At 64.2% G+C, this 24,860-nt stretch carries 22 protein-coding genes, 1 tRNA gene, 1 other RNA gene and 1 pseudogene; 17 read left to right on the top strand and 8 right to left on the bottom strand.

From position 1 onward, the window contains the following. Together DH10_RS11930 and ffs are read right to left on the bottom strand one after the other, a co-directional pair. Positions 1-1,249: DNA polymerase III subunit gamma/tau (locus tag DH10_RS11930; RefSeq protein ID WP_192384749.1), on the bottom strand; the 1,249-nt coding region annotated here is incomplete at its 3' end. Between the two features lie 106 nt (positions 1,250-1,355). Next, positions 1,356-1,452, bottom strand: an RNA gene (gene ffs / locus DH10_RS11925) — signal recognition particle sRNA small type. Positions 1,453-1,632: 180 nt separating this feature from the next. Between ffs and DH10_RS11920 the strand changes: the two genes are divergently transcribed. The 3 genes from DH10_RS11920 to DH10_RS11910 are packed head-to-tail and all read left to right on the top strand — an operon-like array spanning position 1,633 to position 3,354. Continuing rightward, positions 1,633-2,052 carry an HIT domain-containing protein gene (locus tag DH10_RS11920; RefSeq protein WP_192249936.1) on the top strand — a complete coding sequence of 140 codons (420 nt, stop codon included), beginning with the start codon at positions 1,633-1,635 and terminating at the stop codon, positions 2,050-2,052. Positions 2,053-2,098: 46 nt separating this feature from the next. Then, positions 2,099-3,040 (top strand): NAD(+) diphosphatase, encoded by a 942-nt coding sequence (gene nudC, locus DH10_RS11915; RefSeq protein ID WP_192249933.1) that lies wholly within the window; start codon positions 2,099-2,101, stop codon positions 3,038-3,040. Positions 3,041-3,054: 14 nt separating this feature from the next. Then, complete coding sequence (locus DH10_RS11910) at positions 3,055-3,354, top strand: Dabb family protein (RefSeq protein ID WP_192249930.1); 300 nt, start codon at positions 3,055-3,057, stop codon at positions 3,352-3,354. 12 nt (positions 3,355-3,366) lie between these two features. Here DH10_RS11910 and DH10_RS11905 read toward each other — a convergent pair whose 3' ends face one another. Further along, positions 3,367-4,230, bottom strand: a complete 864-nt coding sequence (locus tag DH10_RS11905; protein WP_192249926.1) for a prephenate dehydratase — start codon at positions 4,228-4,230, stop codon at positions 3,367-3,369. A 26-nt stretch (positions 4,231-4,256) separates the two neighbouring features. Continuing rightward, positions 4,257-4,985, bottom strand: coding sequence for a 3-deoxy-manno-octulosonate cytidylyltransferase (locus tag DH10_RS11900; protein WP_192249923.1), 729 nt, complete (start codon positions 4,983-4,985; stop codon positions 4,257-4,259). Positions 4,986-5,178: 193 nt separating this feature from the next. Here DH10_RS11900 and DH10_RS11895 point away from each other — a divergent pair, with 193 nt between their 5' ends. From DH10_RS11895 to DH10_RS11865, 7 genes are all read left to right on the top strand, one after another. Beyond that, positions 5,179-5,844: a c-type cytochrome gene (locus DH10_RS11895; protein ID WP_192249920.1), complete on the top strand. Its 666-nt coding sequence runs from the start codon at positions 5,179-5,181 to the stop codon at positions 5,842-5,844. 157 nt (positions 5,845-6,001) lie between these two features. Then, the gene (locus tag DH10_RS11890; protein ID WP_192249917.1) at positions 6,002-7,897 is read left to right on the top strand and encodes an extracellular solute-binding protein; all 1,896 of its coding nucleotides are present in this window, start codon (positions 6,002-6,004) and stop codon (positions 7,895-7,897) included. Further along, entirely contained in the window at positions 7,897-9,774 is a 1,878-nt protein-coding gene (locus DH10_RS11885) for an extracellular solute-binding protein (RefSeq protein WP_192249914.1), read from the top strand. Before DH10_RS11890 ends, DH10_RS11885 begins: the two co-directional genes overlap by 1 nt. A 30-nt stretch (positions 9,775-9,804) precedes the next feature. Next, complete coding sequence (locus DH10_RS11880) at positions 9,805-10,899, top strand: microcin C ABC transporter permease YejB (protein WP_192249911.1); 1,095 nt, start codon at positions 9,805-9,807, stop codon at positions 10,897-10,899. Beyond that, the gene (locus tag DH10_RS11875; protein ID WP_192249908.1) at positions 10,899-12,038 is read left to right on the top strand and encodes an ABC transporter permease; all 1,140 of its coding nucleotides are present in this window, start codon (positions 10,899-10,901) and stop codon (positions 12,036-12,038) included. Before DH10_RS11880 ends, DH10_RS11875 begins: the two co-directional genes overlap by 1 nt. Further along, positions 12,035-13,753 (top strand): ABC transporter ATP-binding protein, encoded by a 1,719-nt coding sequence (locus DH10_RS11870; RefSeq protein ID WP_192384748.1) that lies wholly within the window; start codon positions 12,035-12,037, stop codon positions 13,751-13,753. Before DH10_RS11875 ends, DH10_RS11870 begins: the two co-directional genes overlap by 4 nt. A gap of 38 nt (positions 13,754-13,791) precedes the next feature. Beyond that, on the top strand, positions 13,792-14,733 hold the full coding sequence (locus DH10_RS11865; protein WP_192249902.1) for a 2-hydroxyacid dehydrogenase: 942 nt from the start codon (positions 13,792-13,794) through the stop codon (positions 14,731-14,733). Here the strand turns inward: DH10_RS11865 and DH10_RS11860 are convergent. Both DH10_RS11860 and DH10_RS11855 read right to left on the bottom strand, forming a co-directional pair. Beyond that, a complete protein-coding gene (locus DH10_RS11860) occupies positions 14,727-15,113 on the bottom strand; it encodes a hypothetical protein (RefSeq protein WP_192249899.1) in 387 nt (128 codons plus the stop codon). The genes DH10_RS11865 and DH10_RS11860 overlap by 7 nt on opposite strands. Before the next feature lie 134 nt (positions 15,114-15,247). Continuing rightward, a complete protein-coding gene (locus tag DH10_RS11855) occupies positions 15,248-16,165 on the bottom strand; it encodes a class I SAM-dependent DNA methyltransferase (RefSeq protein WP_192249895.1) in 918 nt (305 codons plus the stop codon). Between the two features lie 108 nt (positions 16,166-16,273). Here DH10_RS11855 and DH10_RS11850 point away from each other — a divergent pair, with 108 nt between their 5' ends. After that, positions 16,274-17,284, top strand: coding sequence for a ligase-associated DNA damage response exonuclease (locus tag DH10_RS11850; RefSeq protein ID WP_192249892.1), 1,011 nt, complete (start codon positions 16,274-16,276; stop codon positions 17,282-17,284). A 100-nt stretch (positions 17,285-17,384) separates the two neighbouring features. After that, on the top strand, positions 17,385-18,989 hold the full coding sequence (locus DH10_RS11845; RefSeq protein ID WP_192249889.1) for a cisplatin damage response ATP-dependent DNA ligase: 1,605 nt from the start codon (positions 17,385-17,387) through the stop codon (positions 18,987-18,989). Here DH10_RS11845 and DH10_RS11840 read toward each other — a convergent pair. After that, positions 18,986-19,390, bottom strand: coding sequence for a YybH family protein (locus DH10_RS11840; RefSeq protein ID WP_192249886.1), 405 nt, complete (start codon positions 19,388-19,390; stop codon positions 18,986-18,988). The genes DH10_RS11845 and DH10_RS11840 overlap by 4 nt on opposite strands. A gap of 113 nt (positions 19,391-19,503) precedes the next feature. Beyond that, entirely contained in the window at positions 19,504-20,706 is a 1,203-nt protein-coding gene (locus DH10_RS11835) for a hypothetical protein (RefSeq protein ID WP_192249883.1), read from the bottom strand. Between the two features lie 346 nt (positions 20,707-21,052). Between DH10_RS11835 and DH10_RS11830 the strand changes: the two genes are divergently transcribed. The 5 genes and pseudogenes from DH10_RS11830 to DH10_RS11810 all read left to right on the top strand — a co-directional run. Beyond that, positions 21,053-21,128, top strand: a tRNA-Thr gene (locus DH10_RS11830). A gap of 522 nt (positions 21,129-21,650) precedes the next feature. Next, positions 21,651-23,396 (top strand): adenylate/guanylate cyclase domain-containing protein, encoded by a 1,746-nt coding sequence (locus tag DH10_RS11825; protein ID WP_192384747.1) that lies wholly within the window; start codon positions 21,651-21,653, stop codon positions 23,394-23,396. Positions 23,397-23,800: 404 nt separating this feature from the next. Beyond that, positions 23,801-23,989 (top strand): YodC family protein, encoded by a 189-nt coding sequence (locus DH10_RS11820; RefSeq protein ID WP_192257351.1) that lies wholly within the window; start codon positions 23,801-23,803, stop codon positions 23,987-23,989. Positions 23,990-24,207: 218 nt separating this feature from the next. Next, entirely contained in the window at positions 24,208-24,663 is a 456-nt protein-coding gene (locus tag DH10_RS37870) for an EF-hand domain-containing protein (protein WP_343221511.1), read from the top strand. A gap of 45 nt (positions 24,664-24,708) precedes the next feature. After that, positions 24,709-24,860: pseudogene (locus DH10_RS11810) on the top strand (RNA polymerase sigma-70 factor); the annotation flags it as partial.

Raw genomic sequence — 24,860 nt, 5'->3', positions numbered from 1 at the left:
CGCCATTGCCGGCCGGCGCGCCGTTGGGCCGCGGCGCGCCATTCGGCACAGGTGCGGCGCCTTCCAGCGATTTCAACGCCTCGTCCAGCGTCGGTAGGTCGGCGGCATGCGCCAGCCGGATCAGCACCATCTCGCCGGCGCTGACCGGGCGGTTCGAGGACTGCACCTCCGGAATGCCTTTGAGCAGCATCTGCCAGGTCCGCGACAGCACGCGCACCGAGAGCGCGCTCGCGAATTCGGCGCCGCGCCTTCGTTCGTCCTCGGAGAGCGAAGCGTCATCGGCGGCGGTCGGCACGAAACGCAGCCGGGTGACGAGGTGGTTGAATTCCGCCAGATCGGTCAGCACCGCGGCCGGATCGGCGCCTGTATCGTATTGCGCGCGGAATTCGGCCAAAGCCGCCGCCACATCGCCCTTCATGACATGCTCGAACAGGTCGATGATGCGGGCGCGGTCGGCGAGCCCCAGCATGGCGCGCACGGCCTCGGCGCTGACCGCGCCGCTGCCATGGGCGATCGCCTGATCGAGGATGGAGAGCGAATCGCGCGCCGAGCCTTCGGCGGCGCGGGCGATCATCGCCAGGGCCTCGTCGTCGACGGAAATGCCTTCCTTGGCGGCGATCGAGGAAAGATGCGCGACGAGAGCGCCGGCATCGATGCGCCTCAGATCGAAGCGCTGGCAGCGCGACAGAACCGTGATCGGCACCTTGCGGATCTCGGTGGTGGCGAAGATGAATTTGACGTGCGGCGGCGGCTCTTCCAGCGTCTTCAACAGGCCGTTGAAGGCCTGGGTGGAGAGCATGTGCACTTCGTCGATGATGTAGACCTTGTAGCGGGCCGAGACCGGCGCGTAACGAACGCGGTCGATGATGTCCCTGATGTCGTCGATGCCGGTGTGGGAGGCGGCGTCCATCTCGATGACATCGACATGGCGGCCTTCCATGATCGCCTGGCAGTGCTCGCCGGGGATAGAAAGATCGACCGAGGGCTGGTCGACGGTCGCCGTCTTGTAGTTGAGCGCCCGTGCCAGGATGCGCGCGGTCGTCGTCTTGCCGACACCGCGCACGCCGGTCAGCATCCAGGCCTGGGCGATACGGCCGGTGGCGAAGGCGTTGGTCAGCGTGCGGACCATCGGCTCCTGGCCGATCAGCTCGGAGAAATTCGAGGGGCGATATTTGCGCGCCAGCACGCGATAGGCGCCGGCCTTTCCTGTTACCAGGCTTTCCGTCCCCAAATTTCCGGCTTCGCTCATTCGCCGTCAAAAGCTCCAACGGCCGCGACGGAGGGCGGCCGATTCCTGCGCATAATCTCGCCCGCACGGCTCGGCGCCGTCAATGTCGCGGGAGAAAGGCGAAGAGGCGGGAGGCTGGAACAATGACCCGTTCCGGGCTCGTTAGGGCTGCTTCCTTCCGGACCTGACCCGGTTGGCGAGTGGATCGTCCACCACCAACCTCCCGCGCTCCATATCGGCAATTCAGCGGCGAAATGCAAGGGCAGAGGTGAATGACCGGGCAGGCCATGCAGCAGAGAGGACCTTCAAATCCGCAGCAGCAGCCAATGATTCGCTTGCAGCCATCTTGCCGCCGCTCTAGCGTTCCCCGGTTTGAAAATAATACAAAAGCGAAGGAAACGCCCATGCTGCCTGGCCTCAAGGCCGGTTTCACGCTGGACGCCCGATTGGAGGCGGACAGTGAGCAGCTCATGTGGCTCGGCCTTTGCGAGCTCAGGCTGATGAACGACCGCCGCTGGCCGTGGTTGGTCCTGGTGCCGCAGCGGCCGGGCGTGGAGGAGATCCACGAGCTGACGCCGCTCGACCAGACAATGCTGACCTTCGAAACCAATATGGTGGCGCAGGCGCTGAAGAGGGTGACCGGCTGTACCAAGATCAACACCGGCGCGCTCGGCAACATCGTGCGCCAATTGCATGTCCACGTCGTCGCGCGCAGCGAAGGCGACCCCGGCTGGCCCGGACCGGTCTGGGGGCACGGCATGCGCGAGCCCTACCAGCGCTCCGACATCCGCCGGTTTGCCGAAACGATCAAGGCAGCGCTATAAGCTGACCAGTGTCCACTTCCGAGCCTGCGCTACTCTTGAGTTTCCCATGAGCTTTCGCCTGTTTGACGCGCCGTTGCGCGAGCCGAGCCAGTTCGTCGGCTTCGCCGGCAACCAGATCGACCGGCAATCGGAAAACCGCGCCGACGACGCGGTCGAGAAGGCGCTTGCCAATCAGACGGCGCGGCTGATGCTGATGCATGGCGGCAGGCTTTATCTGAAGCTCAACGACGGCAGCTTCGACCCATGGTTCGCGGCGGCGGAAAGCCAGGCCTTCGACGTTTCGCTCGACCGCGGCGTCCTGCTCGGCTTTTCAGACAGTGGGCCGGTGCTTGCCGTGCCTGCCGGCGTCGAACCGGAAAAGCTCCCCGAGACAGTCAAGGCGATCGACTATCGCTCGGTCTACATGCAAGGGCTGATCGACGAGGCGGCGGCCGGCGCTCTGGCGCAAGGGGCGGCGCTGCTTGCCTGGCACGCCAGCCACGGCTTCTGCTCGAAATGCGGCAACCGCTCGGAAATGCGCGCCGGCGGCTATAGGCGGCATTGCCCGGCCTGCGGCACCGATCATTTCCCGCGCACCGATCCGGTGGCGATCATGCTGACGGTGACGCGCGAGAAATGCCTGCTCGGCCGCGGCCGGCATTTCGCGCCCGGCATGTATTCGGCCCTTGCCGGTTTCATCGAGCCCGGCGAGACGATCGAGGCGGCGGTGCGCCGCGAGACGCTGGAAGAGGCCGGCATAAGGCTCGGCCGAGTCGTCTACCACGCCAGCCAGCCCTGGCCGTTCCCCTATTCGCTGATGATCGGCTGCTTCGGCGAGCCGCTCAACGAGGATATCCAGGCCGACCTCAACGAGTTGGAAGACTGCCGCTGGTTCCCACGCGACGAGGTGCGCTCGATGCTGGACAGGCAGCATGCCGGTGGCTTGATCACGCCGCCGAAAGGCGCGATCGCCCACCATCTCATCCGCGCCTGGGTCGACAGCGAATAGGAGCAGGGAGCAAAATGATCCGTCATACCGTCGTGTTCACGCTGAAACATCCGCCGCATTCGCTGGAGGCGAAACGGTTCCTCCATGATGCGAAGAAAATCCTCACCGGGATCAATGGTGTGACGCATTTCGAGCAGCTGCGCCAGGTCAGCCCCAAGAACGACTATCAGTTCGGCTTCTCGATGGAGTTCGCCGACCAGGCCGCCTACACAAGGTACAACGAGCACCCCGACCACGTCGCGTTTGTGCGCGACCGCTGGGTGCCGGAGGTCGAAGCGTTCATGGAGATCGATTACGTGCCGCTGGGATTTTAGAGCGCCACGGGTCTAATCCGCCACCTTCCACTGCTCGCGCGACGCGCTCGCCGGATAGACGCCGAGGATGCGCATCTCGCGCGAGAAGAAGCGCAGTTCGTCGAGCGCGAGCTTCACCAGAGGATCGTCGGGGTGGCCCTCGATATCGGCATAGAACAGCGTCGCGGTGAAGGCGCCGAGCTGGTAGCTCTCGAGCTTGGTCATGTTGATGCCGTTGGTGGCGAAGCCGCCCATGGCCTTGTAAAGCGCCGCCGGCACGTTGCGGACGCGGAAGATGAAGGTGGTCATCATCTTGGCGTCCGGCGACGGCCGCTCGGCCCACTGCTTGTTCTTGGTCAACACGACAAAGCGGGTGACGTTGGAGTCGGTGTCCTCGACATTCTTCTCGATGATATCGAGCCCGTAGAGTTCCGCGGCGAGCGCCGGGGCAAGCGCCGCCATGGTGCGGTCCTTGACCTCGGAGACCATCTTCGCCGAACCCGCCGTATCGCCGGCGACCACCGGCTTCCAGCCATTCTTGCGGATGTATTTGCGGCACTGGCCGAGCGCGTGGATATGGCTGTGCACGGTCTTGATCTCTTCGCGCCTGACGCCGGGCAGCACCATCAGTTGGAAGTGGATCGGCAGGAAATACTCGCCAACGATGTGCAGGCGCGATTCCGGTAAGAGATGATGGATATCGGCGACGCGCCCGGCGATCGTGTTCTCGATCGGGATCATGGCGAGCTCGGCCTTGCCGGTCTCGACCGCGTTGAAGGCGTCCTCGAAGGTCGGGCAAGGCAACGGCTCCATCGATGGGAACATGTTGCGGCAGGCGGTGTCGGAATTGGCGCCCGGCTCGCCCTGGAAGGATATTCTGTTGGTCTTTTCAGGCATGCGCCGATGTCTCGCTTACGGATGTCTCAGTTTGAAAGGATTTGCCTGGCGCGCTCGAGGTCGTCCGGCGTGTCGACGCCAAGCGGCAGCGACCGCACGATCTCGGCGTCGATGCGCATGCCCGCTTCCAATGCCCGCAATTGCTCCAGCCGCTCACGGCGCTCCAAGGGCGACGGCTTCAGCGCGACGAAGCGTTCGAGCGCGGCGCGACGATAGGCATAGAGGCCGATGTGGTGATAGAGCGGGCCCTCGCCCCACGGCGCCGTGGCGCGGGTGAAATAGAGCGCCTTCAGCCTTGTCGCGGAGAGCGGCGAGCCGACGATCTTGACGACGTTCGGATTGGTCCTTTCCTCGTCGCGCACGATCTCGACGCCGAGCGTGGCGATGTCGACCGACGGGTCGGCGAAGGGCCGCAGCGATGCGCCGATGATCTCAGGGTCGATGGTCGGCAGATCACCCTGGACGTTGACGATGGTTTCGACCTTCTTCTCCGGGTCAAGCGCTGTGAGGGCCTCGAAGATGCGGTCGGAGCCCGATTCGTGGTCCGCGCGCGTCATCACCGCCTCGAAACCATGCTCGCGAACTGCCGTGGCAACCGCTTCGGTGTCGGTCGCCACCACCACGCGGCCGAGCCCCGCCTCGGCGCCGCGGCGGGCGACATGGACGATCATCGGCGCGCCGGCGATGTCGGCCAGCGGCTTGCCCGGCAGGCGGGTCGAAGCCATGCGGGCTGGGATCAGGATCAATGTCGACATGGGACTTTCGGGGCGGCCGGGAAAGCGGATGGAAAAGTGGCAAAACGTCTCACTGGAAGCGCCCTTATAGGTGTTGCAACGCCGAAGCAAAAGACCTAGTTTCCGCCCGATTTGACTGGCCCTCCCGGGCCTTTCGCGATACCGACGGACGGAGTGGACGGGACGGTCCGCCGGAAAAGGGAGCAAGGGGCGTATGGATTCCAACGAAGTCAACAAGCTGCTCGCCGGATTCCTCGGAACCGTCTTCGTCGTCTTTTCCGTGGGCATCGTCTCGGACGCGCTGTTCGCTTCGCCTGCGCCCGAAAAGCCCGGCTTCGCCATCGAGGCTCAGGAGCCGACCGAGGGCGGTGGCGCAGCTTCCCCAGCCGCAGAAGCCAAGCCGATCGCCGATCTGCTCGCAACCGCCAATGCCGAGGCGGGCGCCGCCATCTTCAAGAAGTGCCAGGCATGCCACTCCGGCGAGAAGGGCGGCCCGAACAAGGTCGGTCCGGATCTGTGGGACATCGTCGACCGCCCTGTCGCCGAGCACGAGGGCTTTGCGTATTCGGCCGGCATGAAGGATTTTTCCAAGGGCGGCCAGGAGAAGTGGACTTACGACAACCTGAACCACTTCATCACCTCGCCGAAGAAGTTCGTGAAGGGCACGGCAATGGGCTTCGCCGGCCTGCCGAAGGACGAGGACCGCGCCAACGTGATCGCCTATCTGCGCACGCTGTCGGACAATCCGAAGCCGCTGCCGCAGCCGGGTGCCTCGGCCGAAGCCAAGCCCGCGGAAGGTGCCAAGCCCGCGGAAGGTGCCGCACCCGCCAAGCCTGCCGAAGGAGCCGCGCCGGCCAAACCGGCTGCGCCCGCGCAATAAACAATTTGTCATGAAGGCACCTTGGAAAAGCCGGGTTCGTCCCGGCTTTTCTGTTAGGAAAGCCGCATATTGGGCGACAAAGACTGCCACTTGCGGTTTTCACTGGCGTCAAATGATCTAGATTGCCGGTGGGTACTGCTCGCGACGAGGAGAACGCATGACGGTCGGCCGCTCCCGGACACTTTTCCCATCGACGACACTTTTCGCATCGATGCTGGCGTTCGCCTTCGTCGTCAGTCTGCAGGCCGGCTTCGCCGACGAATGGCACACCACCTCCTCGCTGATCGGCCCTTCCAAATACGGCGAGAATTTCCAGCGCTACGATTACGTCAATCCGGATGCGCCGAAGGGCGGAAGCTACAACTCCGTGGTCGTCGGCACTTTCGACAGCTTCAACCCATACATCGTGCAGGGATCGCCGGCCGCCGGCTTCGCACAGTTCGGCGGCGGGCTGCTCTACGACACGCTGATGGACCAGGCGACCGACGAAGGCAGCGTCAGCCACCCGCTGATCGCCGAGGCCTACAAATACCCTGCCGACTATTCCTCGGCGACCTACCGGCTCAACCCTCAAGCCAAATGGCATGACGGCCAGCCGATCACCGTCGACGACGTGGTCTGGTCGTTCCATGTGCTGAAGGCCAACAGCCCGATGTACAACCGTTATTTCGAGAACGTGGCCGAAGCGGTCGCCCTCTCGGACCGCGAGGTCGAGTTCCATTTCAACCAGAAGGGCAATCGGGAACTGCCGAAGATCCTCGGCGATCTCGTCGTGCTGCCGAAGCACTGGTGGGAAGGCACCGACGCCAGCGGCAAGAAGCGCGACATCACCAAGCCGACGCTGGAGCCGCCGCTGGGCTCCGCCGCCTACAAGATCGCCAGCTTCAAGCCGGGCTCGGAGATCGTCTGGCAGCGCGTGCCGGACTATTGGGCCGCCAAGCTGCCGGTGAAGATCGGCCGCGAGAATTTCGACACCCAGCGCTTCACCTACATCCTGGACGACAATGCCGCCTGGCAGGCCTTCACCAAGGGCGGGCTCGACGACATCAAGCCGGAAAACAGTTCGCGGCGCTGGGCGACGGCCTACAACTTCCCGGCGGTGAGCGCCGGCGACGTGGTCAAAAAGGAATTCAAGACAACCTCGCCCGAACCGATGCAGGCTTTCGTGCTCAATGAGCGGCGGCCGCTGTTCCAGGATCGGCTGGTGCGCGCCGCGCTGGCCTATCCGTTCGACTTCGAAACGATGAACCGGACGCTGTTCTACAATTCGAACACGCGCACCCACAGCTATTTCGAGGGCACGGAACTGGCGTCGAGCGGGCTGCCGCAAGGCAAGGAGCTCGAAATCCTGGAGAAGTATCGCGACAAGCTGCCGCCGGAGCTGTTCACGCAGGAATTCAAACTGCCGGTCTACGATTCACCGCAGGCCGAACGAAAATATCTGAAGCAGGCTGTCGACCTCTTTGCCAAGGCAGGCTGGGTGATCAAGGGCGGCAAGATGGTGAATGCCAAGACCGGCGCGCCATTCAAGTTCGAGATACTCGGCTCGAACGACACCGACCAGGTCATCGCCAGTCCGTGGATCGCCAACCTGCGCAAGATCGGCGTCGACGCGACGCTGCGGATCATCGACCAGACGCAGTACATCAACCGCGTCAACAATTTCGATTACGACGTCATCACCAGCATCCTCCAGCAATCGGAATCGCCCGGGAACGAGCAGCGCGACTTCTGGAGTTCGAAGGCGGCGGACACGCCGGGATCGCGCAACTATTCCGGCATCAAGAACCCGGTGGTCGACGCGCTGGTCGACCGCATCATCTTCGCCACCGACCGCGACGATCTCGTCGCCGCCACCCATGCGCTCGATCGCGTGCTGTTGTGGAACTACTATACCGTGCCGCAATACTACCGCGCGGTGGTTTGGCTTGCCTACTGGAACAAGTTCGGCATGCCGGAAAAGCAGCCCAGCTACCGTGGCGCCGATATCGATTCCTGGTGGATCGACCCTGAGAAGGAAAAGGCGCTGGCCACCAAATACAGGGGCAACTGATGAGGCGGCAGACATTGCTTCCTCGTCGCGACTTCCTGGCGCTCGGCGCTGCAACGGCGGCCACGGCACTGCTCCCCGGCCGCGCCTTTGCCGACATTCCGACGGGCGTGAAGGTGCATGGCCTGTCCGCCTTCGGCGATTTGAAATACAAGCCCGATTTCACGCATTTCGACTATGTCAATGTCGATGCGCCGCAAGGCGGCACCTTCAATTTCTCGCCGCCCAATTGGGGCCAGAACCAGAGCCCTTTGACCTTCAACACGTTGAACTCCTTCGTGCCCAAGGGCGATGCACCGCAGCGCATGGAAATGTGCTTCGATTCGCTGATGGTGCGGGCGCTCGACGAGCCTGACGCCGTCTACGGGCTGATCGCCGACGGCGTCACGATTTCCGACGACCGCAATGGCTTCACCTTCTCGCTGCGCCCGCAGGCGCGCTTCCATGACGGCACGCCGCTCACCGCCGACGATGTCGCCTTCACCTTCAAGCTGCTGAAGGACAAGGGGCATCCGGACTACGCATTGTCGCTGACCCATCTGGACGACGCGGCGGCGGTGGACGCCCACACCGTCGAACTCAAATTCTCGGGCAAGCAGTCGGCCCGCACCATCCTCAACGTCGTCGGGTTTCCGATCCTGTCCAAGGCCTTCTTTTCGGCCAATCCCTTCGATTCTTCGCAGCTCAATCCGCCGCTCGGATCGGGCGCCTACAAGGTCGGGCGCTGGTCGGCGGGAACGTTCATCGAATATGAGCGCGTGGCCGACTATTGGGGCAACGACCTGCCGGTCAATCGCGGGCAGAACAATTTCCAGCGCATCCGCATCGAATTCTACCAGGACCGCACCGCAGGCTTCGAGGCCTTCAAGAAGGGCGAGATCCTCTATCGCGAGGAGTTCACCTCGCGCGTCTGGGCGACGGCCTACGACTTCCCGGCCTTCACCGCCGGCAAGGTGGTCAAGCATGAATTCCCGGCCGAAACGGTGCCATCGATGCAGGCCACGGCCGTCAACCACAGGCGGGAGCAGTTCCAGGACCCGCGCGTGCGGCAGGCGATCGCGCTCTGCTTCGACTTCGAATGGACGCGGCGCAACTTCTTCTACGGCTCGTACGAACGCTCGCAATCCTGCTTCGAGAAATCCGACTTTCGCGCCGCAGGCACACCATCGCCGGAAGAGCTCGCGCTGCTGGAGCCGTTGCGTGACAAGCTGCCGCCGGAGGCCTTCGGCGAGGCGGTGACGCAGCCGGCCTCGGACGGTTCCGGGCGCGACCGGAAGCTGCTCGGCAAGGCGGCGAAGCTGCTTGCCGAGGCCGGTTGGAAACGCTCCGGCGATTTCGTCGTCAACGACAAGGGTGCTCGGCTGCCTGCCGAGTTCCTGGTCGAAGACGAGACCTTCGTGCAGGTCTATTCGCCCTGGGTCGCCAACATGAAGGCGATCGGCATCGATGCCTCCATCCGGCTGGTCGATTCCGCTCAATACCAGCTCAGGCAATCGACCTTCGATTTCGACCTGATCTCGGCCGCTTTTTCCTTCAGCGCCACGCCGACCCGCGACGACCTCGAGATCTTCTTCCATTCGCGAAGCGCGTCCGTCTCGGGCTCGCGCAACCTGCCGGGCATAGCGGACCCGGCCATCGACGCGCTGATCGATGCCGTCGGCGCGGCCAAGGACCGCGAAAGCCTTACCGTCGCGATGCGGGCGCTCGATCGAGCCTTGCGCGCGCGGCGCGATTGGATTCCAAGTTGGTATCTGGCGAATCACCGAAGCGCCTATTGGGACATGTTCGGCTTTCCCGAGCAGAAGCCCGATTTCGGCTTTCCGGTCGAAGCGCTGTGGTGGGTCGACAAGGGCAAGGCGGCAAAAATTGGCAAAGCCTGACACTCCCCTTCGCGCTGGGCAGGCCGCCTGATGGGCGCCTATATCCTGCGCCGCATCCTTTTGATGATCCCGACGCTGTTCGGCATCATGGCGATCTCCTTCGCCGTCATCCAGTTCGCGCCGGGCGGCCCGGTCGAGCAGGTCATCGCCAAGCTCACCAACCAGGGCGGCACCGATCGGCTCGGCGGCGGCGGTGGCGATGCCGGCGCGAGCAATCTCGATGTCGCCGGCAACGTCAGCTCGAAATACCGCGGCGCTCAAGGGTTGGACCCAGAATTCATCAAGAAGCTCGAAAAGCAGTTCGGCTTCGACAAGCCGCCGCTCGAACGCTTCGGCATGATGCTGTGGAACTATGCCCGCTTCGATTTCGGCGACAGCTATTTCCGCGACATCTCGGTGCTCGACCTGATCTTGGAAAAGATGCCGGTATCGATCTCGATCGGGCTGTGGATCACGCTTCTGTCCTACCTGATCTCGATCCCGCTCGGCATCCGCAAGGCGGTGCAGGACGGCTCGACCTTCGACGTCTGGACGAGCGGCGTGGTGATCGTCGGCTACGCCATCCCCGGCTTCCTGTTCGGCATCCTTTTGATGGTGCTGTTTGCCGGCGGCTCGTTCTGGGACTGGTTCCCGCTGCGCGGCATCGTTTCGGACAATTGGGACCAGCTGTCCTGGCCGGACAAGATCATCGACTATTTCTGGCATATGACACTGCCGCTGACGGCGCTGGTGCTGTCGGCCTTCGCCACGACAACGCTTTTGACCAAGAACTCCTTCCTGGAGGAGATCCGCAAGCAGTATGTGGTGACGGCGCGGGCCAAGGGCCTGTCGGAACGCAAGGTGCTCTACGGCCACGTCTTCCGCAACGCCATGCTGATCGTCATCGCAGGCTTTCCCGGCGCCTTCATCTCGGCCTTCTTTACCGGCTCGCTGCTGATCGAGAACATCTTCTCGCTCGACGGGCTCGGCCTGCTCGGCTTCAAGTCGGTGATCGACCGCGACTATCCGGTGGTCTTCGCCAATCTCTACATCTTCTCGCTGCTTGGGCTGTTCGTCGGCCTGCTGTCGGACCTGATCTACACCTGGGTCGATCCGCGCATCGATTTCGAGCGGAGAGACATCTGATGGCGGTGGTCTCGGCCGAAACCAAGCCGGCCCGCGCCGCCCGGCCGTGGCTTTCGCCGCTCAACCAGCGGCGGCTGCAGAACTTCAAGGCGAACCGGCGCGGCTACTGGTCGCTGTGGATATTCCTCATCCTGTTCGTGCTTTCGCTGTTTTCCGAGCTGATCGCCAACGACAAGCCGATCATCGCTTCCTACAAGGGCGAGATCCTGTTTCCGGTGCTGGTCGCCTATCCGGAAGAGAAGTTCGGCGGCTTCTATGCCGTCACCGACTACCGCGACCCTGTCATCCAGGATGAGATCAATGCCAATGGCTGGATGATCTGGCCGCCGGTGCGCTACTCCTACCAGACGGTCAACAACGCCATCCCCGAAGCGGCGCCCGCCAAGCCGTCCTGGCTCTATGACAAGAAGGCGCGATGCAGCCAGTATCCGCAAGGCGAGGCCGATCCCAATTGCGTCGTCGGCAACTGGAACTGGCTGGGCACCGACGACCAGGCGCGCGACGTGCTGGCGCGCGTGATTTACGGTTTCCGCATCTCGGTGCTGTTCGGGCTGATCCTGACCCTCGGCTCGTCGCTGATCGGCGTCGCGGCCGGCGCGGTGCAAGGCTATTTCGGCGGCTGGACGGACCTTTTGTTCCAGCGCTTCATCGAGATCTGGTCGGCGATCCCGGTGCTCTATCTCCTGCTCATCGTCTCCGCGATCCTGCCGCCCGGTTTCTTCATCCTGCTCGGCCTGATGCTGTTGTTCTCCTGGGTGGCGCTGGTCGGCGTGGTGCGCGCCGAGTTCCTGCGCGCGCGCAACTTCGAATATGTCAACGCGGCGCGCGCGCTTGGCGTGCCCAACCTCACCATCATGTTCCGCCACCTCTTGCCCAATGCCATGGTGGCGACGCTGACATTCCTGCCCTTCCTGCTCTCAGGCTCGATCTCGACGCTGACCTCGCTCGACTATCTCGGCTTCGGCCTGCCGCCCGGCTCCGCCTCGCTCGGCGAGCTGCTGAAGCAGGCGCAGCGCAATCTCAACGCGCCCTGGCTCGGCATCTCCGGCTTCATCGTGATCTCGCTGATGCTGTCGCTGCTGGTCTTCATCGGCGAGGCGACGCGCGACGCCTTCGATCCGCGCAAGACGTTCAAATGACCGAGCCGCTGCTCTCCATCCGCGATTTGAGCGTCGCCTTCGCGCAAGGCGGCAAGCAGTCGATGGCCGTCGACCACATCTCCTTCGACATCGCCAAGGGCGAGACGCTGGCGCTGGTCGGCGAATCCGGATCGGGCAAATCGGTCTCGGCGCTCTCGGTGCTGAAGCTTCTGCCCTATCCTTCGGCCAGTCATCCATCGGGAAAGATCTTGTTCCATGGCGCCGACCTGCTGAGCGCCAACGAAAAGACGCTACGCGGCGTGCGCGGCAACAAGATCACCATGATCTTCCAGGAGCCGATGACCTCGCTCAATCCGCTGCACACGATAGAGCAGCAGATCGTCGAGGTGTTGAAGCTGCACCAGGGTCTTGGCGACCGGCAGGCGCGGGCCCGCACGCTGGATCTGCTCAACGAGGTCGGCATACGCGACCCGCAGAAGCGGCTCGACGCCTATCCGCACCAGTTGTCCGGCGGACAGCGTCAGCGGGTGATGATCGCGATGGCTTTGGCCAACGAGCCGGAAGAGAAGCGGCTCGACGCCTATCCGCACCAGTTGTCCGGCGGACAGCGTCAGCGGGTGATGATCGCGATGGCTTTGGCCAACGAGCCGGAACTCTTGATCGCCGACGAGCCGACGACGGCGCTCGACGTCACCGTGCAGGCGCAGATCCTCGAACTGCTCGCGGGGCTGAAAAGCCGCAAGGGCATGTCGATGCTCTTCATCACCCACGACCTCGGCATCGTGAGAAAGATCGCCGATCGCGTCTGCGTGATGACCAAGGGCAGAATAGTCGAGACCGGACCGACCAGGGAGATATTCGCCAACCCGCAGCATGCCTACACCAAGCACCTGCTGGCCGCCGAGCCGAAGGGCAAGCCGCCGGCTGCGAATACCGCTGCCAAAGCGGTGATGACCGGCAAGGATATCAAGGTCTGGTTCCCGATCAGGCGCGGCTTCTTCCGCCGCACCGTCGACCATGTGAAGGCGGTGGACGGCATCGACGTCACCGTGCGCGCCGGCCAGACGCTCGGCGTCGTCGGCGAATCCGGCTCCGGCAAGACGACGCTCGGCCTCGCCTTGGCGAGGATGATCTCCTCGACGGGCGCGATCAATTTCAACGGGCGCGACATCAATCAGCTGTCCTTCAGCGCCATGCGGCCGCTGCGGCGCGAGCTGCAGATCGTCTTCCAGGATCCGTTCGGATCCTTGAGCCCGCGCATGTCGGTCGCTGAGATCATCGAGGAGGGGCTGAAGATCCACGCGCCGAAACTCTCGCCCGACGAGCGGGACGACAAGGTCGTCGAGGTGCTGAAGGAGGTCGGGCTCGATCCCGAGACGCGCCACCGCTATCCGCATGAATTCTCGGGCGGCCAGCGCCAGCGCGTCGCGATCGCCCGGGCCATGGTGCTCAACCCGCGCTTCGTCATGCTTGACGAGCCGACCTCGGCGCTCGACATGAGCGTGCAGGCGCAGGTCGTCGATCTTTTGCGCAACCTGCAAGCCAGGCACAATCTCGCCTATCTCTTCATCAGCCACGACCTGAAGGTCATCCGCGCCCTTGCCAACGACGTCATCGTCATGCGCAATGGTCAGATCGTCGAAGCCGGGCCGTCCGAGCAGATTTTCGACCGCCCGCAGACCGACTATACCCGGGCGCTGATCTCGGCCGCGTTCCGGATCGAAACGGCGCCGACCGGAGTGGTCAGCGAGTAGGCTGAACCGAACGGAAATACAGGAAAGAATTCCGAGAAATGGAAAAAGGCAAAATCCTGCTTGCCCTCACCGGCTTTCACCCGCAGCGCTGGCGCGAACTGCTCGCAGCCGAGCGCGAGGTGGTGCTGGAGCCGGATGGTCCCAGCGATCCCTCGATCACCTATGCGGTGGTGTGGAAGCAGAAGCCGAACCTTTTGTCGTCGCTGCCCAATTTGCGCGCCATCTTCTCGATCGGCGCCGGCGTCGACCACATCTTCGCCGATCCCGGCCTGCCCGACGTGCCGATCGTCAGGGTCGTCGCCGACAATCTCACCCAACACATGACCGAATATGTCGTCTGGCGGGTGCTCGACCACCATCGCCAGAGCATGCTCTACCGGGCGCAGCAGCAGAAGAAGATCTGGCGCGAGCCGCCGCAGCGCGCGGCGGAAGACATCTCCGTCGGCATCATGGGTCTCGGCAATCTCGGCCGCGCCGCGGCCTCGGTGCTGCTCTCACTCGGCTTCGCGGTCAATGGCTGGTCGCGCACCGAGCGGCCGATGAAGGGCGTTTCGACCTATTCCGGCGAAGCGGGGCTGATCCCCTTCCTCAACGCCACCGATATCCTGGTGGTGCTGCTGCCGCTCACGCCGCGCACGCAGGGCATCATCAACTACGGCGTGCTGAAGGAATTGCGCAGGCGCAACGGCCTTGGCGGCGCGGTGCTGATCAATGCCGGGCGCGGGCGGCTGCAAAAGGACGCCGACATCCTGCGGGCGCTGGACGACGGCACGCTGAAGGAAGCGAGCCTCGACGTGTTCGAGGTCGAGCCGCTGCCGAAGACAAGCCCGCTGTGGAGCCATCCGAAGGTGTTCGTGACGCCACATGCGGCGGCGACCTCCGACCCGGCCCATCTGGTGCCGATCATGCTTCTGCAGATGGATGCCTTCGAGCGCGGCGAAAAGCTCGAGAACCTGGTTGACCGCGAAGCGGGCTACTGAGTCGGCGAAGACGGCTTCGAGCCAGGCAGCGCGAATTTGTCCTTCTTCTTCGGCTTGCCGCAGTCACGCCGGTCGATCGATCGGCTCATGGCGTCGATCTCGCCGCTCGCCTTGTCGGCGTCGCGCTGCGCCTTGGAGCGCATGTCCGGCGTGAACGGGCCGAAACCCATCGCCGGATTGGAGAAGCTCGGCTTGGCGGTGATCGGCAGGTTGTTCTGCTGCGCCACCTGATTGCGCTGCGCCAACAACTGGTCGCAAGGCACATCGTCATATTGCAGCGAGGATTGCACAGCCTCGTCCTGGCGTTCGGCCATCGAGGTGCCGCCGACGCAGCCCGCCACCATCAGGCAAGACGCCAACACAACCATGTTGCAGCGCATGGTATCCCTCCGCGCGGTATCCGCCCTAGATCGGTCTTAACGCAATTCCGGACGGAAAACCGCTACACACTTTTCCTGGAATTGCTCTGGGTAACCCGACACGCGATTCGGGCTTTTTCGCAGCAGCCGGTGCCTCATACCGCCATCCTGCGCGCAGCGACCACGGCAAGTCCTCCGACAGGCTCGCCGCGGTCATGCCTGATGGTCGTGCTCTCCAGCGACAGGATGGAGAACCCGCTGACGGCGAGGACGCGCCTCACATAGGCCTCGGAATGTGCGTAGCGCCGCGACGGCAGCAAGGCAAAGTCATCGCCGCCGGCAGTGGTCTCTACCGAGAATGCGAACACGCCGTCATCGGCGATTGTATCGGCAACCGCTCCGACAATGCGTTCGAGAGCGCCGACATAGATGAACACGTCGGCGGCGACCACCAGGTCGGCTTTCGCGCCAGGTCGAGAGAAATGCTGAAGGTCGGCCTTGGAAAGCAGGTCGTAGATGCCATTGGCACGCGCCTTCCTCAGCATGCCGGCCGAAATGTCGCAGCCTTCGAGCCGATCGACGAACGGCCGCAGCTTTTCGCCCATCAGGCCGGTGCCGCAGCCGAGGTCGAGGGCCAGCCGAAACCGGCCTGGCCTGGCTAGGCGAATGACCCGGTCGAGCACATCCGGCATCCGGTAGCCGAGTTTCCCGACCAGCGCTTCCTCGAAACCGTCGGCATAATGATCGAACAGGGTCTCGACGAACGCGCTGGGCGGAGCGGCTGCCGCCGGCGCATGGCCGATCAATTGCAGCTTGAGCGAAGCGCCCAGCCGGTCCGCGGGATCGAGCTTCAGCGCCATCGTCCAGGCCCGGGCTGCCCGGTCGAGAAAGCCCGCGGCCTCCTGCATTTCGCCGAGGCGAAACCACCCGGCCGCCCAATGCGGCGCCAGCTCCAGCGCGCCGAGCAAAAGCTCCGCCGCCTGCGCGGGCTCGCGGGAGGCCAGCAGCATCTCGGCGAAGTCGACGCGGCGATCGGCGTTCAAGTCACCGGACGAGGCCTGAAGCGGTTTCATGGTTCGAAGGATCCGACCGGCAAAGCGAACCGGCGGCCGGCTGTAGGACGAGTCAGCAGTCTCTTGCAACAGGCTTCCCGCGGGGAATTTAGCCATTATCTTGAAGCGATGCGTGCCAGCGACCTGCTCAAGCCACGACCCGAAGGGCTCTACTGCCCGCCAGGCGATTTCTTCATCGACCCAGTGCGATCGGTGGGCCGCGCGCTGATCACGCACGGCCATTCCGACCATGCGCGCTCCGGCCACCGCTCGGTGCTTGCGACGCAGCAAACACTCGACATCATGGGGTTGCGTTACGGCGAGGATTTTGCCGGTACGACCCAGGCAGCCATCCTCGGCGAGACGATCGATATCAACGGCGTCGCCGTCACCTTCCATCCGGCGGGCCACGTGCTGGGCTCGGCCCAGATCGCGGTCGAATACCAGGGCATGCGCATCGTCGCCTCCGGCGACTACAAGCGTCAGAAGGACGCCACATGCCTGCCGTTCGAGCCGGTGCCCTGCGATGTCTTCATCACCGAGGCGACCTTCGGCCTGCCGGTGTTCCGCCATCCGCCGGACCACGAGGAAATCGCGCGCGTGCTCAAATCGGCGGCGCAGTTTCCGGAACGCTCGCACCTGATCGGCGCCTATGCGCTCGGCAAGGCGCAGCGCGTCATGCGGCTGCTGCGTGACGCCGGCTACGACAGGCCGATTTATATCCATGGCGCGCTGGCCAAGCTCAGCGAGTATTACCAGAGCCAGGGGATCGATCTCGGCGACCTTGAACCCGGGACCGTGGAAAGCGGCGGCAAGGCCGATTTCACCGGGGCCATCGTCGTAGGGCCGCCGGCGGCCTTCGCCGACCGCTGGGCGCGACGTTTCCCCGATCCTATCTCCTGCTTCGCGTCTGGATGGATGCGCATCCGCCAGCGCGCCAAGCAGGGCGGCGTCGAGCTGCCGCTGATCATTTCCGACCATGCCGACTGGGACGAGCTCACCGCCACGATCAAGGAGACGGGCGCGCAGGAGATCTGGGTGACGCATGGCCGCGAGGAAGCGCTGGTGCGCTGGTGCGAACTGGAGGGCATCGCGGCAAGGCCGCTGCACCTCGTGGGCTATGAGGACGAGGGCGATTGATGATGCTTTTCGATCCGCTAGTCGCCAGCGTGGTGATCCTTCGCACCCCCCTCTGGCCTGCCGCGCGCCGGCTTTCGCTATTGGCGTGGTGCATCCGTCCATGAACCGCTTCGCTGAGCTCCTCGACCGGCTGGTGCTGACGCCTTCGCGCAACGGCAAGCTGACGCTGCTCACCGACTATTTCCGCAGCGTCGAGGATCCCGACCGCGGGCTGGCGCTCGCCGCGATCACCGGCGATCTGTCGATCGCGGCGGTGAAGCCGGCGATGCTGCGCACGCTGGTGGTCGAGCGCATGGATCCGGTGCTGTTCGGCTATTCCTACGACTATGTCGGCGACCTCGCCGAGACGGTATCGCTGGTCTGGCCGCAGCCGCCCGGTCATATACCGAACCACGCGCCGACGCTGGCCGAGGTCGTCGGCAAGCTGCAGGCGGCGAGCCGCTCGGACGGGCCGCAGGTGCTGGCGCGGCTGCTCGACAGCGCCAGCATCTCGGCGCGCTTCGCCATCATCAAGCTGGTCACCGGCGGCCTGCGCATCGGCGTTTCGGCGCGGCTCGCCAAGCAGGCCCTGGCCGATCTCGGCCAAGTCGACGTCGTCGAGATCGAGGAGCTGTGGCACGGGCTGACGCCGCCCTACACCGAGCTTTTCGCGTGGCTCGAAGGACGGGCGGAAAAACCGAGGAGCGCCGCGCTCGCATTGTTCCGGCCGGTGATGCTCTCCAACGCGGTCGACGACGGCGATCTCGAAAAGCTCAACCACGCCGACTATGCGGCGGAATGGAAGTGGGACGGCATCCGCGTGCAGGCGGTGTGCGAGGGCCGCATCCGCCGGCTCTACTCGCGTACCGGCGACGATGTTTCCGGCGCCTTTCCGGACCTTGCCGCGGCGATGGATTTCGAGGCGGCGCTCGATGGCGAGCTGCTGGTCGGCGATCCGCGCGAGGCGACCGGAACCTTTTCCGACCTGCAACAGCGGCTGAACCGCAAGAGCGTGTCGCCAAAAATCCAGCAGCAATATCCGGCCTTCATGCGCTGCTACGACGCGCTGCAGATCGACGGGGAGGATTTGCGCGGCCTCCCCTTCGTCGAGCGCCGAAGCCGACTCGAAGCCTTCGTCAAGACGCTCGACCCTAGCCGCTTCGACCTCTCGCCGCTGGTCGAATTCCCTGATTGGCAGGCGCTGGAGCGGCTGCGGCAGGCGCCGCCGCATCCGATCATCGAAGGGGTGATGCTGAAGCGCTGGGATTCGCCCTATCTCGCCGGCCGGCCGAAGGGTCCCTGGTTCAAGTGGAAGCGCGATCCGCACACGGTCGACGCGGTGCTGATGTATGCGCAGCGCGGCCACGGCAAGCGCTCGAGCTTCTATTCCGACTACACGTTCGGCGTCTGGGCCGGACCGGAGGGCTCGGAAGAGCTTGTGCCTGTCGGCAAGGCCTATTTCGGCTTCACCGACGAGGAGTTGCGGCAGATCGACAAATATGTCCGCGACAACACGATCGAGCGTTTTGGCCCGGTGCGCTCGGTGCGCGCCGACCGCAACAACGGCCTGGTGCTGGAAGTGGCCTTCGAAGGCCTCAACCGCTCGACGCGCCACAAATCGGGCGTCGCGATGCGCTTTCCCCGCATCTCGCGGCTGCGCTGGGACAAGCCCGCGGCGGAGGCCGACCGTATCGAGACGCTGCAGGCGCTGCTTCAGGAAGGCTAGTCCCCAGCCGGAACGGAGTGGTGCTCGTGCGTGAAGGTCCACTGTCCGGCGATTTTCTCGAAACAGATGGTCAGCCGGAAGTCCAGGTCGTTGGACCCGGTCGCCTTCACCTCGACGCAGCGCATCAATGCAATCGCAAAAGCCACATTCGTACCGGCGGTGATTTTCAGATCGACGACATCGAACACAGGTTTCTGCGGGGAGGCGCCAAAGAACAAAGGCCAGGTGTCCCGATAGGCCTCGATGCCCTTGGATTGCAGCGGTGGCGGCACGTCGAACATGATGAAATCCGGTGCGTGATGACGCAGAATTCCGTCCATGTCCTTCCGGCGCACGGCATCGGCCCAGTGTTCGATAAGGCCTCGAATTTCCTCGACTTCTTTCGAGTGCACGGCGTTCATCGCGTCTTCCTCTTCTTGTGCTGGGAGCGGCAGACGATCCAGGACGAGCGGATGCGCGCCCGCTCATGGTCTTCCCTCGGAAGAACGATCCTGGACGTGAATTGCTTCCGCAATTACTCGGCTATCGAGACGCGTATCTCGTAGATGTCGACGGACTTGCCCTGCTTGTCGAAGTCGGAATTGACGGCGATGGTGCCGGCGGCGCCCGGATGCTTGTCGGGGAACTGCACATCGAACAGGTATTCGTTGCGCTCGTGGCCGACGGCATAGCGCTTGCGGCCGCAATCGCCGAGCTCGCCGAAATTGCAGTCCACCGAGATCTGCGTCTCCTTGCCCTCTTCCGAGCGGGCGATGATGTCGAACATGGCATGCTTGCCGACGAGCTTTTCCAGCACGCCCTGGCCGACGTCGAAGGCGATGGCCGAGCCGGATGCGCCGGATCGGATGCGCAGGAACTGGCCGGTGTCGTCCTTCATCACGTCGGCGCCGGCGTCGGACGGGGTGCTGACATGGGTCGGATCGGCGGGCGAAAAGACGTTGATCCAGTTCTTCGACTGGTCGGCCTCGCCGGGCTTTTGCGGCGACTCGGTTTCGCCCGGCTGTGAGGAGTCTTCGTCTTCCAGCGTCGGGGTGGGCTCCGGCGGACCGGTGTTGAGCTCAGCCGCCGTCTTGAAGACGCCGGTCTGTTTCGCGAAATAGAGGCCGATGCCGGCGGCCGCCAGCAGCGTCGCCACGACGAAGATGGCGGTGAGCGGCAGGCGCCGCCCCCTGATCCGCCGTTCATCGCGGTCCGGCGCCACTTCGGCGCCGTTGCCGACGGACGCTCCGGGAGAATCGTCGAGGGTCGGCGCGTTCGGAAGCGCCTCGTCCGGCATGATGTCGGGCACGCGGGGCAGCACGCGCGAGCGCGGCGCATCCGACGCATCGGGCTGCACCGGACCATCGAAAGTGATCGACGGCGACGGCGCTGCCTGGTCGGGACCTCGCGTCGCATCCACCGACGGCGCGGAAGATTGGGTCGGCGTATCGACCGAGGGCGCGGGCGCGGCGTTGCCGGCGGGCGTGCCGCTCTCGGACGGGAGTGTGACGTCCGGGACTGCGTGGACGGCCGGCAGGAATTCGGACTCGATCTCGGTGATCTTGGCCTGCACCGCCTTGCGGCGATTGATGGCGGCCTCCACCGTCACGTTCGGATTGGCCTGCAGGACGCGGTCCAGCGCGGCAAAGGCCGAGCGATAGACCTTCTCGCGAAACGCCCTGTCCTCGGCATTGCCTTTCTCGAAGGCGTTGCGGATCGCTTTCTCGATGGCGTCCAAGCGAGCTCCCTCTGCGCGTTCGCTCACAGTTATCGATCGTTAGCCGCAGGCGACCAATCAATCAACGGACGAGCGGCTGCCTAGCCGACGCATCCAACGCCCATTTCGGCGTTTTTTGTTGAAGAATCAACATTTTTTGTCGCCGCCGCCGGATCAACCCCGGCGGACCGGACGCCAGCCCGCCAACGGGCCTGCGAGCCGCTGTGGCGGGCGCCGAAGGTTGTCGTGGGGCAGCAACCAACCGAAATTGCCGCGCATAGGCACCGGATTTCGCCGCACCCATCTTGAATTAGCTGGCGGTTGAGTCTATCAACCGGCGCATCTTGGAAGCCCAAGGGCTTCCCGGGCCGCTTTAGCTCAGTTGGTAGAGCACATCATTCGTAATGATGGGGTCGCGTGTTCGAGTCACGCAAGCGGCACCAAAAATTTCCCAACAAATGGAGTCGGTTTGACGCCCGCCTTGCTGAGCGAGTCGCGCAGTGCGGTCTCAACAGCATCGTCACGACGACGCTGGCGCTCCAATTCGACTTTCGCCGGTCCCTCGGTCTTGAGCTTTCGATCTGCGCATTGAGCGACGCGAGCTCAGCCAGCGCGTCACGCACAACGTCTGGTGTGATGCCCGATACAAAAGAACCGCCACGGTGGCGTCAACCGGTTACACAGGGCAGGAAATATCTCCGGCCTTCTGGGAGTGGCGTGTCAGCGTCCCCAGAGGCTGCGTGGGCGTGTCGTCGGTTGGCTGTTGGCGCGGCGACTGGAACGCTCCACGCCTCGCAAGCGGAATAGCGAAATCTCGTGAAGACAAGGTCAAGCTGCGTTCTCCGTTCTGTATCGGCGACGGGCGGAGACTGGGAGAGATGGATACCATGCACGTGAGGCGTCTGGAAGTTGGCAGGACATGGACGCGGGGCGGCCCGCGTGCAGGCGCTTGGCTGAGCGGTGCAATGACCACGCAGCGCCACCTCGCAGCGATCCTGGCTTGCGACGTGGTCGGCTATTCGCGCCTGACGGAGCGCGACGAGCGCGGCACGCTCGAGCGGCTGAAGATCTACCGCAAGGACCTCCTCGAACCGCTGGTCTCCGAGCACCAGGGTCGGATCGTGAAGCTCACCGGCGACGGCATGCTGTGCGAGTTCGCGAGCGTCGTTAACGCGGTGACCTCGGCGATGGCGATCCAGCAGGCCCTGGCAGAACACGAGGCGGAGACGCCCAAGGAAGAGCGGATTCGCTTCCGCATCGGCGTCAATCTCGGCGACGTGGTCTGCGAGGAGGACGGCGACCTCTACGGCGACGGGGTCAACATCGCCGCCCGTCTCGAAAGCATCGCCGATCCCGGCACCGTGGTCGTCTCGGGCACCGCCTACGACCACCTTCAGGGCAAGCTCGACTGCGGCTTCACGCCGCTCGGCAACCTGCGCCTCAAGAACATCGAGCGGCCTGTGCGCGCCTACCGCGTCGAGACCGACGCCAGCGCCTCGGTGGCTGCACCGCCTCCCCTGCCCGAAAAACCCTCGATCGCGGTTCTGCCTTTCACCAACATGAGCGGCGACCCCGACCAGGAATACTTCGCCGACGGGCTGGTGGAGGACATCATTACGGGATTGAGCCGGGTGAACTCCTTCTTCGTGATCGCCCGCAACTCGTCCTTCACCTACAAGGGCCGGGCGGTGGACCTGCGCCAGGTCGGGCGCGAGCTGGGCGTCCGCTACGTGCTCGAAGGTAGCATCCGCAGAGCCGGATCGCGGGTGCGCATCAGTGGGCAGTTGGTGGACGCGATCAGCGGACACCATGTCTGGACCGACCGCTTCGAAGGCGACGTGAGCGACATCTTCGACCTGCAGGACAAGGTGACCGAGAGCGTTGTCGGCGCTGTCGAGCCGAGCATCCGGCTGGAGGAGATCAAGCAGGCGCGCATGAAGCCGACCGACTACATCAGCGCCTACGACCTCTACCTTCGCGCGCTGCCGTGCTTCTACAGCATGACACGCGAAGGCTTTGCCGACGTGCGCCGGCTCACCAACGAGGCGCTCAGCATCGACCCTAGCTTCAACTTGGCGAAGGCACTCGGCGCCTATATCCGCAGCCTATCCGTGAGCCAGTGCTGGCACGAGCCGGACGATATGCGAGTCGCCGCGCGCATGGCGCGCGAGGTACTGGCGGAAGCGCGCGACGATCCCACGAGCCTGCGCTTCGCCGCGCAGGTGATGGCCTACAGCGCGAAGGACTACGAGATGGCGCTGGGCACGATCGAACGATCCCTGCTGCTCAACCCCAATTCGGCACAGGGCCATACGGGCAGCGGCTGGGTGAACGCACATTCCAGCCGCCCGCTCGTCGCGATCGAGCACTTTCACAGGGCAATGCGGCTGAGCCCGGTCGACCCCGAGAAGGGCATCGCGCTCTCCGGCATCGGGATGAGCTACCTGATGCTCGAGCGCTACGAGGAAGCGCTGGCATGGGGAGAACGCGCGCTGCACGAGATGCCGAACTACGGCTCCTCGCACCGGGTGGTGATCATGGCGCTGGTCAAACTCAACCGGTTGGACGAGGCGCAGACCGCGGCGCGGCGGCTGATGGACGCGTTCCCGACCTACACGCTCACCCTGCAGAGACAGATCAACCCGTGGCTGGACAAGGTGTTCGCCGAGCGTTACGTCGAGGCGCTGGGCATCGCCGGCGTGCCGGAGTGATCGTCGCGGTTGCAAAGATGCCCTCTCCTGCGCGTCACGTCCGGCCAGGCGACGTCCCTTGATCCCGTGTCGCTTCTGGAAGGATAGGTCTCGGCCGGCTTGTCCGAGTACTGAGCGCGTAGAGCAGCCGTGAACAGCCGTCGAGCTCTCTGTTGGGTTCGCGTCGAACTTCCGGTTTCCACCCTGACGAGACCCACCGACGGTCCAGACAAATGTCGCCGTTGGGTCAAAAGCGCTGGTTGGGCCGAATGTCCGGCTTCATGATGGGGTCGCGTGTTCGAGTCACGCAAGCGGCACCAGTTTTCCTTGCATTTCCAGCCCTGTACCACTTTGTCGGCGCATCTCGGCCATTGTCGGGAATCGCTGTTGGTGGGAAACTCCCGGCGTCAGCATGGGAGGTCGAAATGCCTAATAGTTTCAAGACCGGAGACGTCGTCAGGCTGAAATCCGGAGGCCCGGACATGACGGTGAGCGATGGCGCCGCCTCGGGCACTTATCTGTGCCACTGGTTCAACCGCGAAGGCGATGTCTGGACCCCGCAACATGCAGGCTTCAAGCCGGACCAGTTAGTGGTGGTCACCGAACGCAAATAGTTTCCGCCCCCTGAAGGCTACTGCCCAGCGCTTCCGGAAACCGCCAGTCTCGTAGGCGGAACGACCGACGGATTTTCACTATTGCCGCGTTTAACGGCTGAAGCATGGCCGCCAATGGTCGCGCGCAACCGGAGACGAGAGCATGATCCGCCGTTCGACAATAGAGCGTTTCACCGTTTCAATGAAGGGGATCCGCTCTATCTCTTTGTTTTTACGCAATTCCTGACGGAAAACCGTTTCACACTTTTCCTGGAATTGCTCTTGTCGTAGCCCTTGGCCTGCAGGCCGCCGCCGCGACTGCCCAGACAACGACGCCAACCCCCGCACCGGCGCAACTGGCGCCAAGCGCGCCCACCCCCGCCGCCGCCAAGCCCGGCACCACGCTGGAAAAGTTCGAGGCGCGCCGGGAAAAGGCTTTCATGCGAGCCGACACCGACGGCGACGGCAAGGTCAGCCTCGCCGAGTGGACGGCGTTCCAGACCGAGCGCAAGGCCAAGGGCGACCCGGCCAGATCCTTCGCGCGGATGGACGCCAACACGGACGGATTCGTCGACAAGGCGGAACTCGACGCCTTTCTCGCCAAGCGCTTCGCCAGGCTCGACAAGAATGGCGACGGCATGCTCGGCGTCGACGAGAGGCCGGGCCACAAAACCGCTCCCAACCAGGAGCAATGACCGAGAGGTTATGCAGCACGATGATCATTGGGAGCGCCCCGGCTGATGGGCGCCGATCCGGACGAGGAACTGGTACGGCGCATCGGTGCCGGCGATGCGGCCGCAGTGCAGGCGATGGTGGCGCGCAAGCTGCCGCGCGTGCTTTCGCTCGCCACCCGCATGCTCGGCGACGCGGCCGAGGCCGAGGACGTCGCCCA

Source organism: Mesorhizobium silamurunense, assembly GCF_014843825.1.
Taxonomy (GTDB): Bacteria; Pseudomonadota; Alphaproteobacteria; order Rhizobiales; family Rhizobiaceae; genus Mesorhizobium; species Mesorhizobium silamurunense.
Note: the sequence above shows the minus strand (reverse complement) of the source record. Positions and strands in the feature narration are given on the sequence as shown.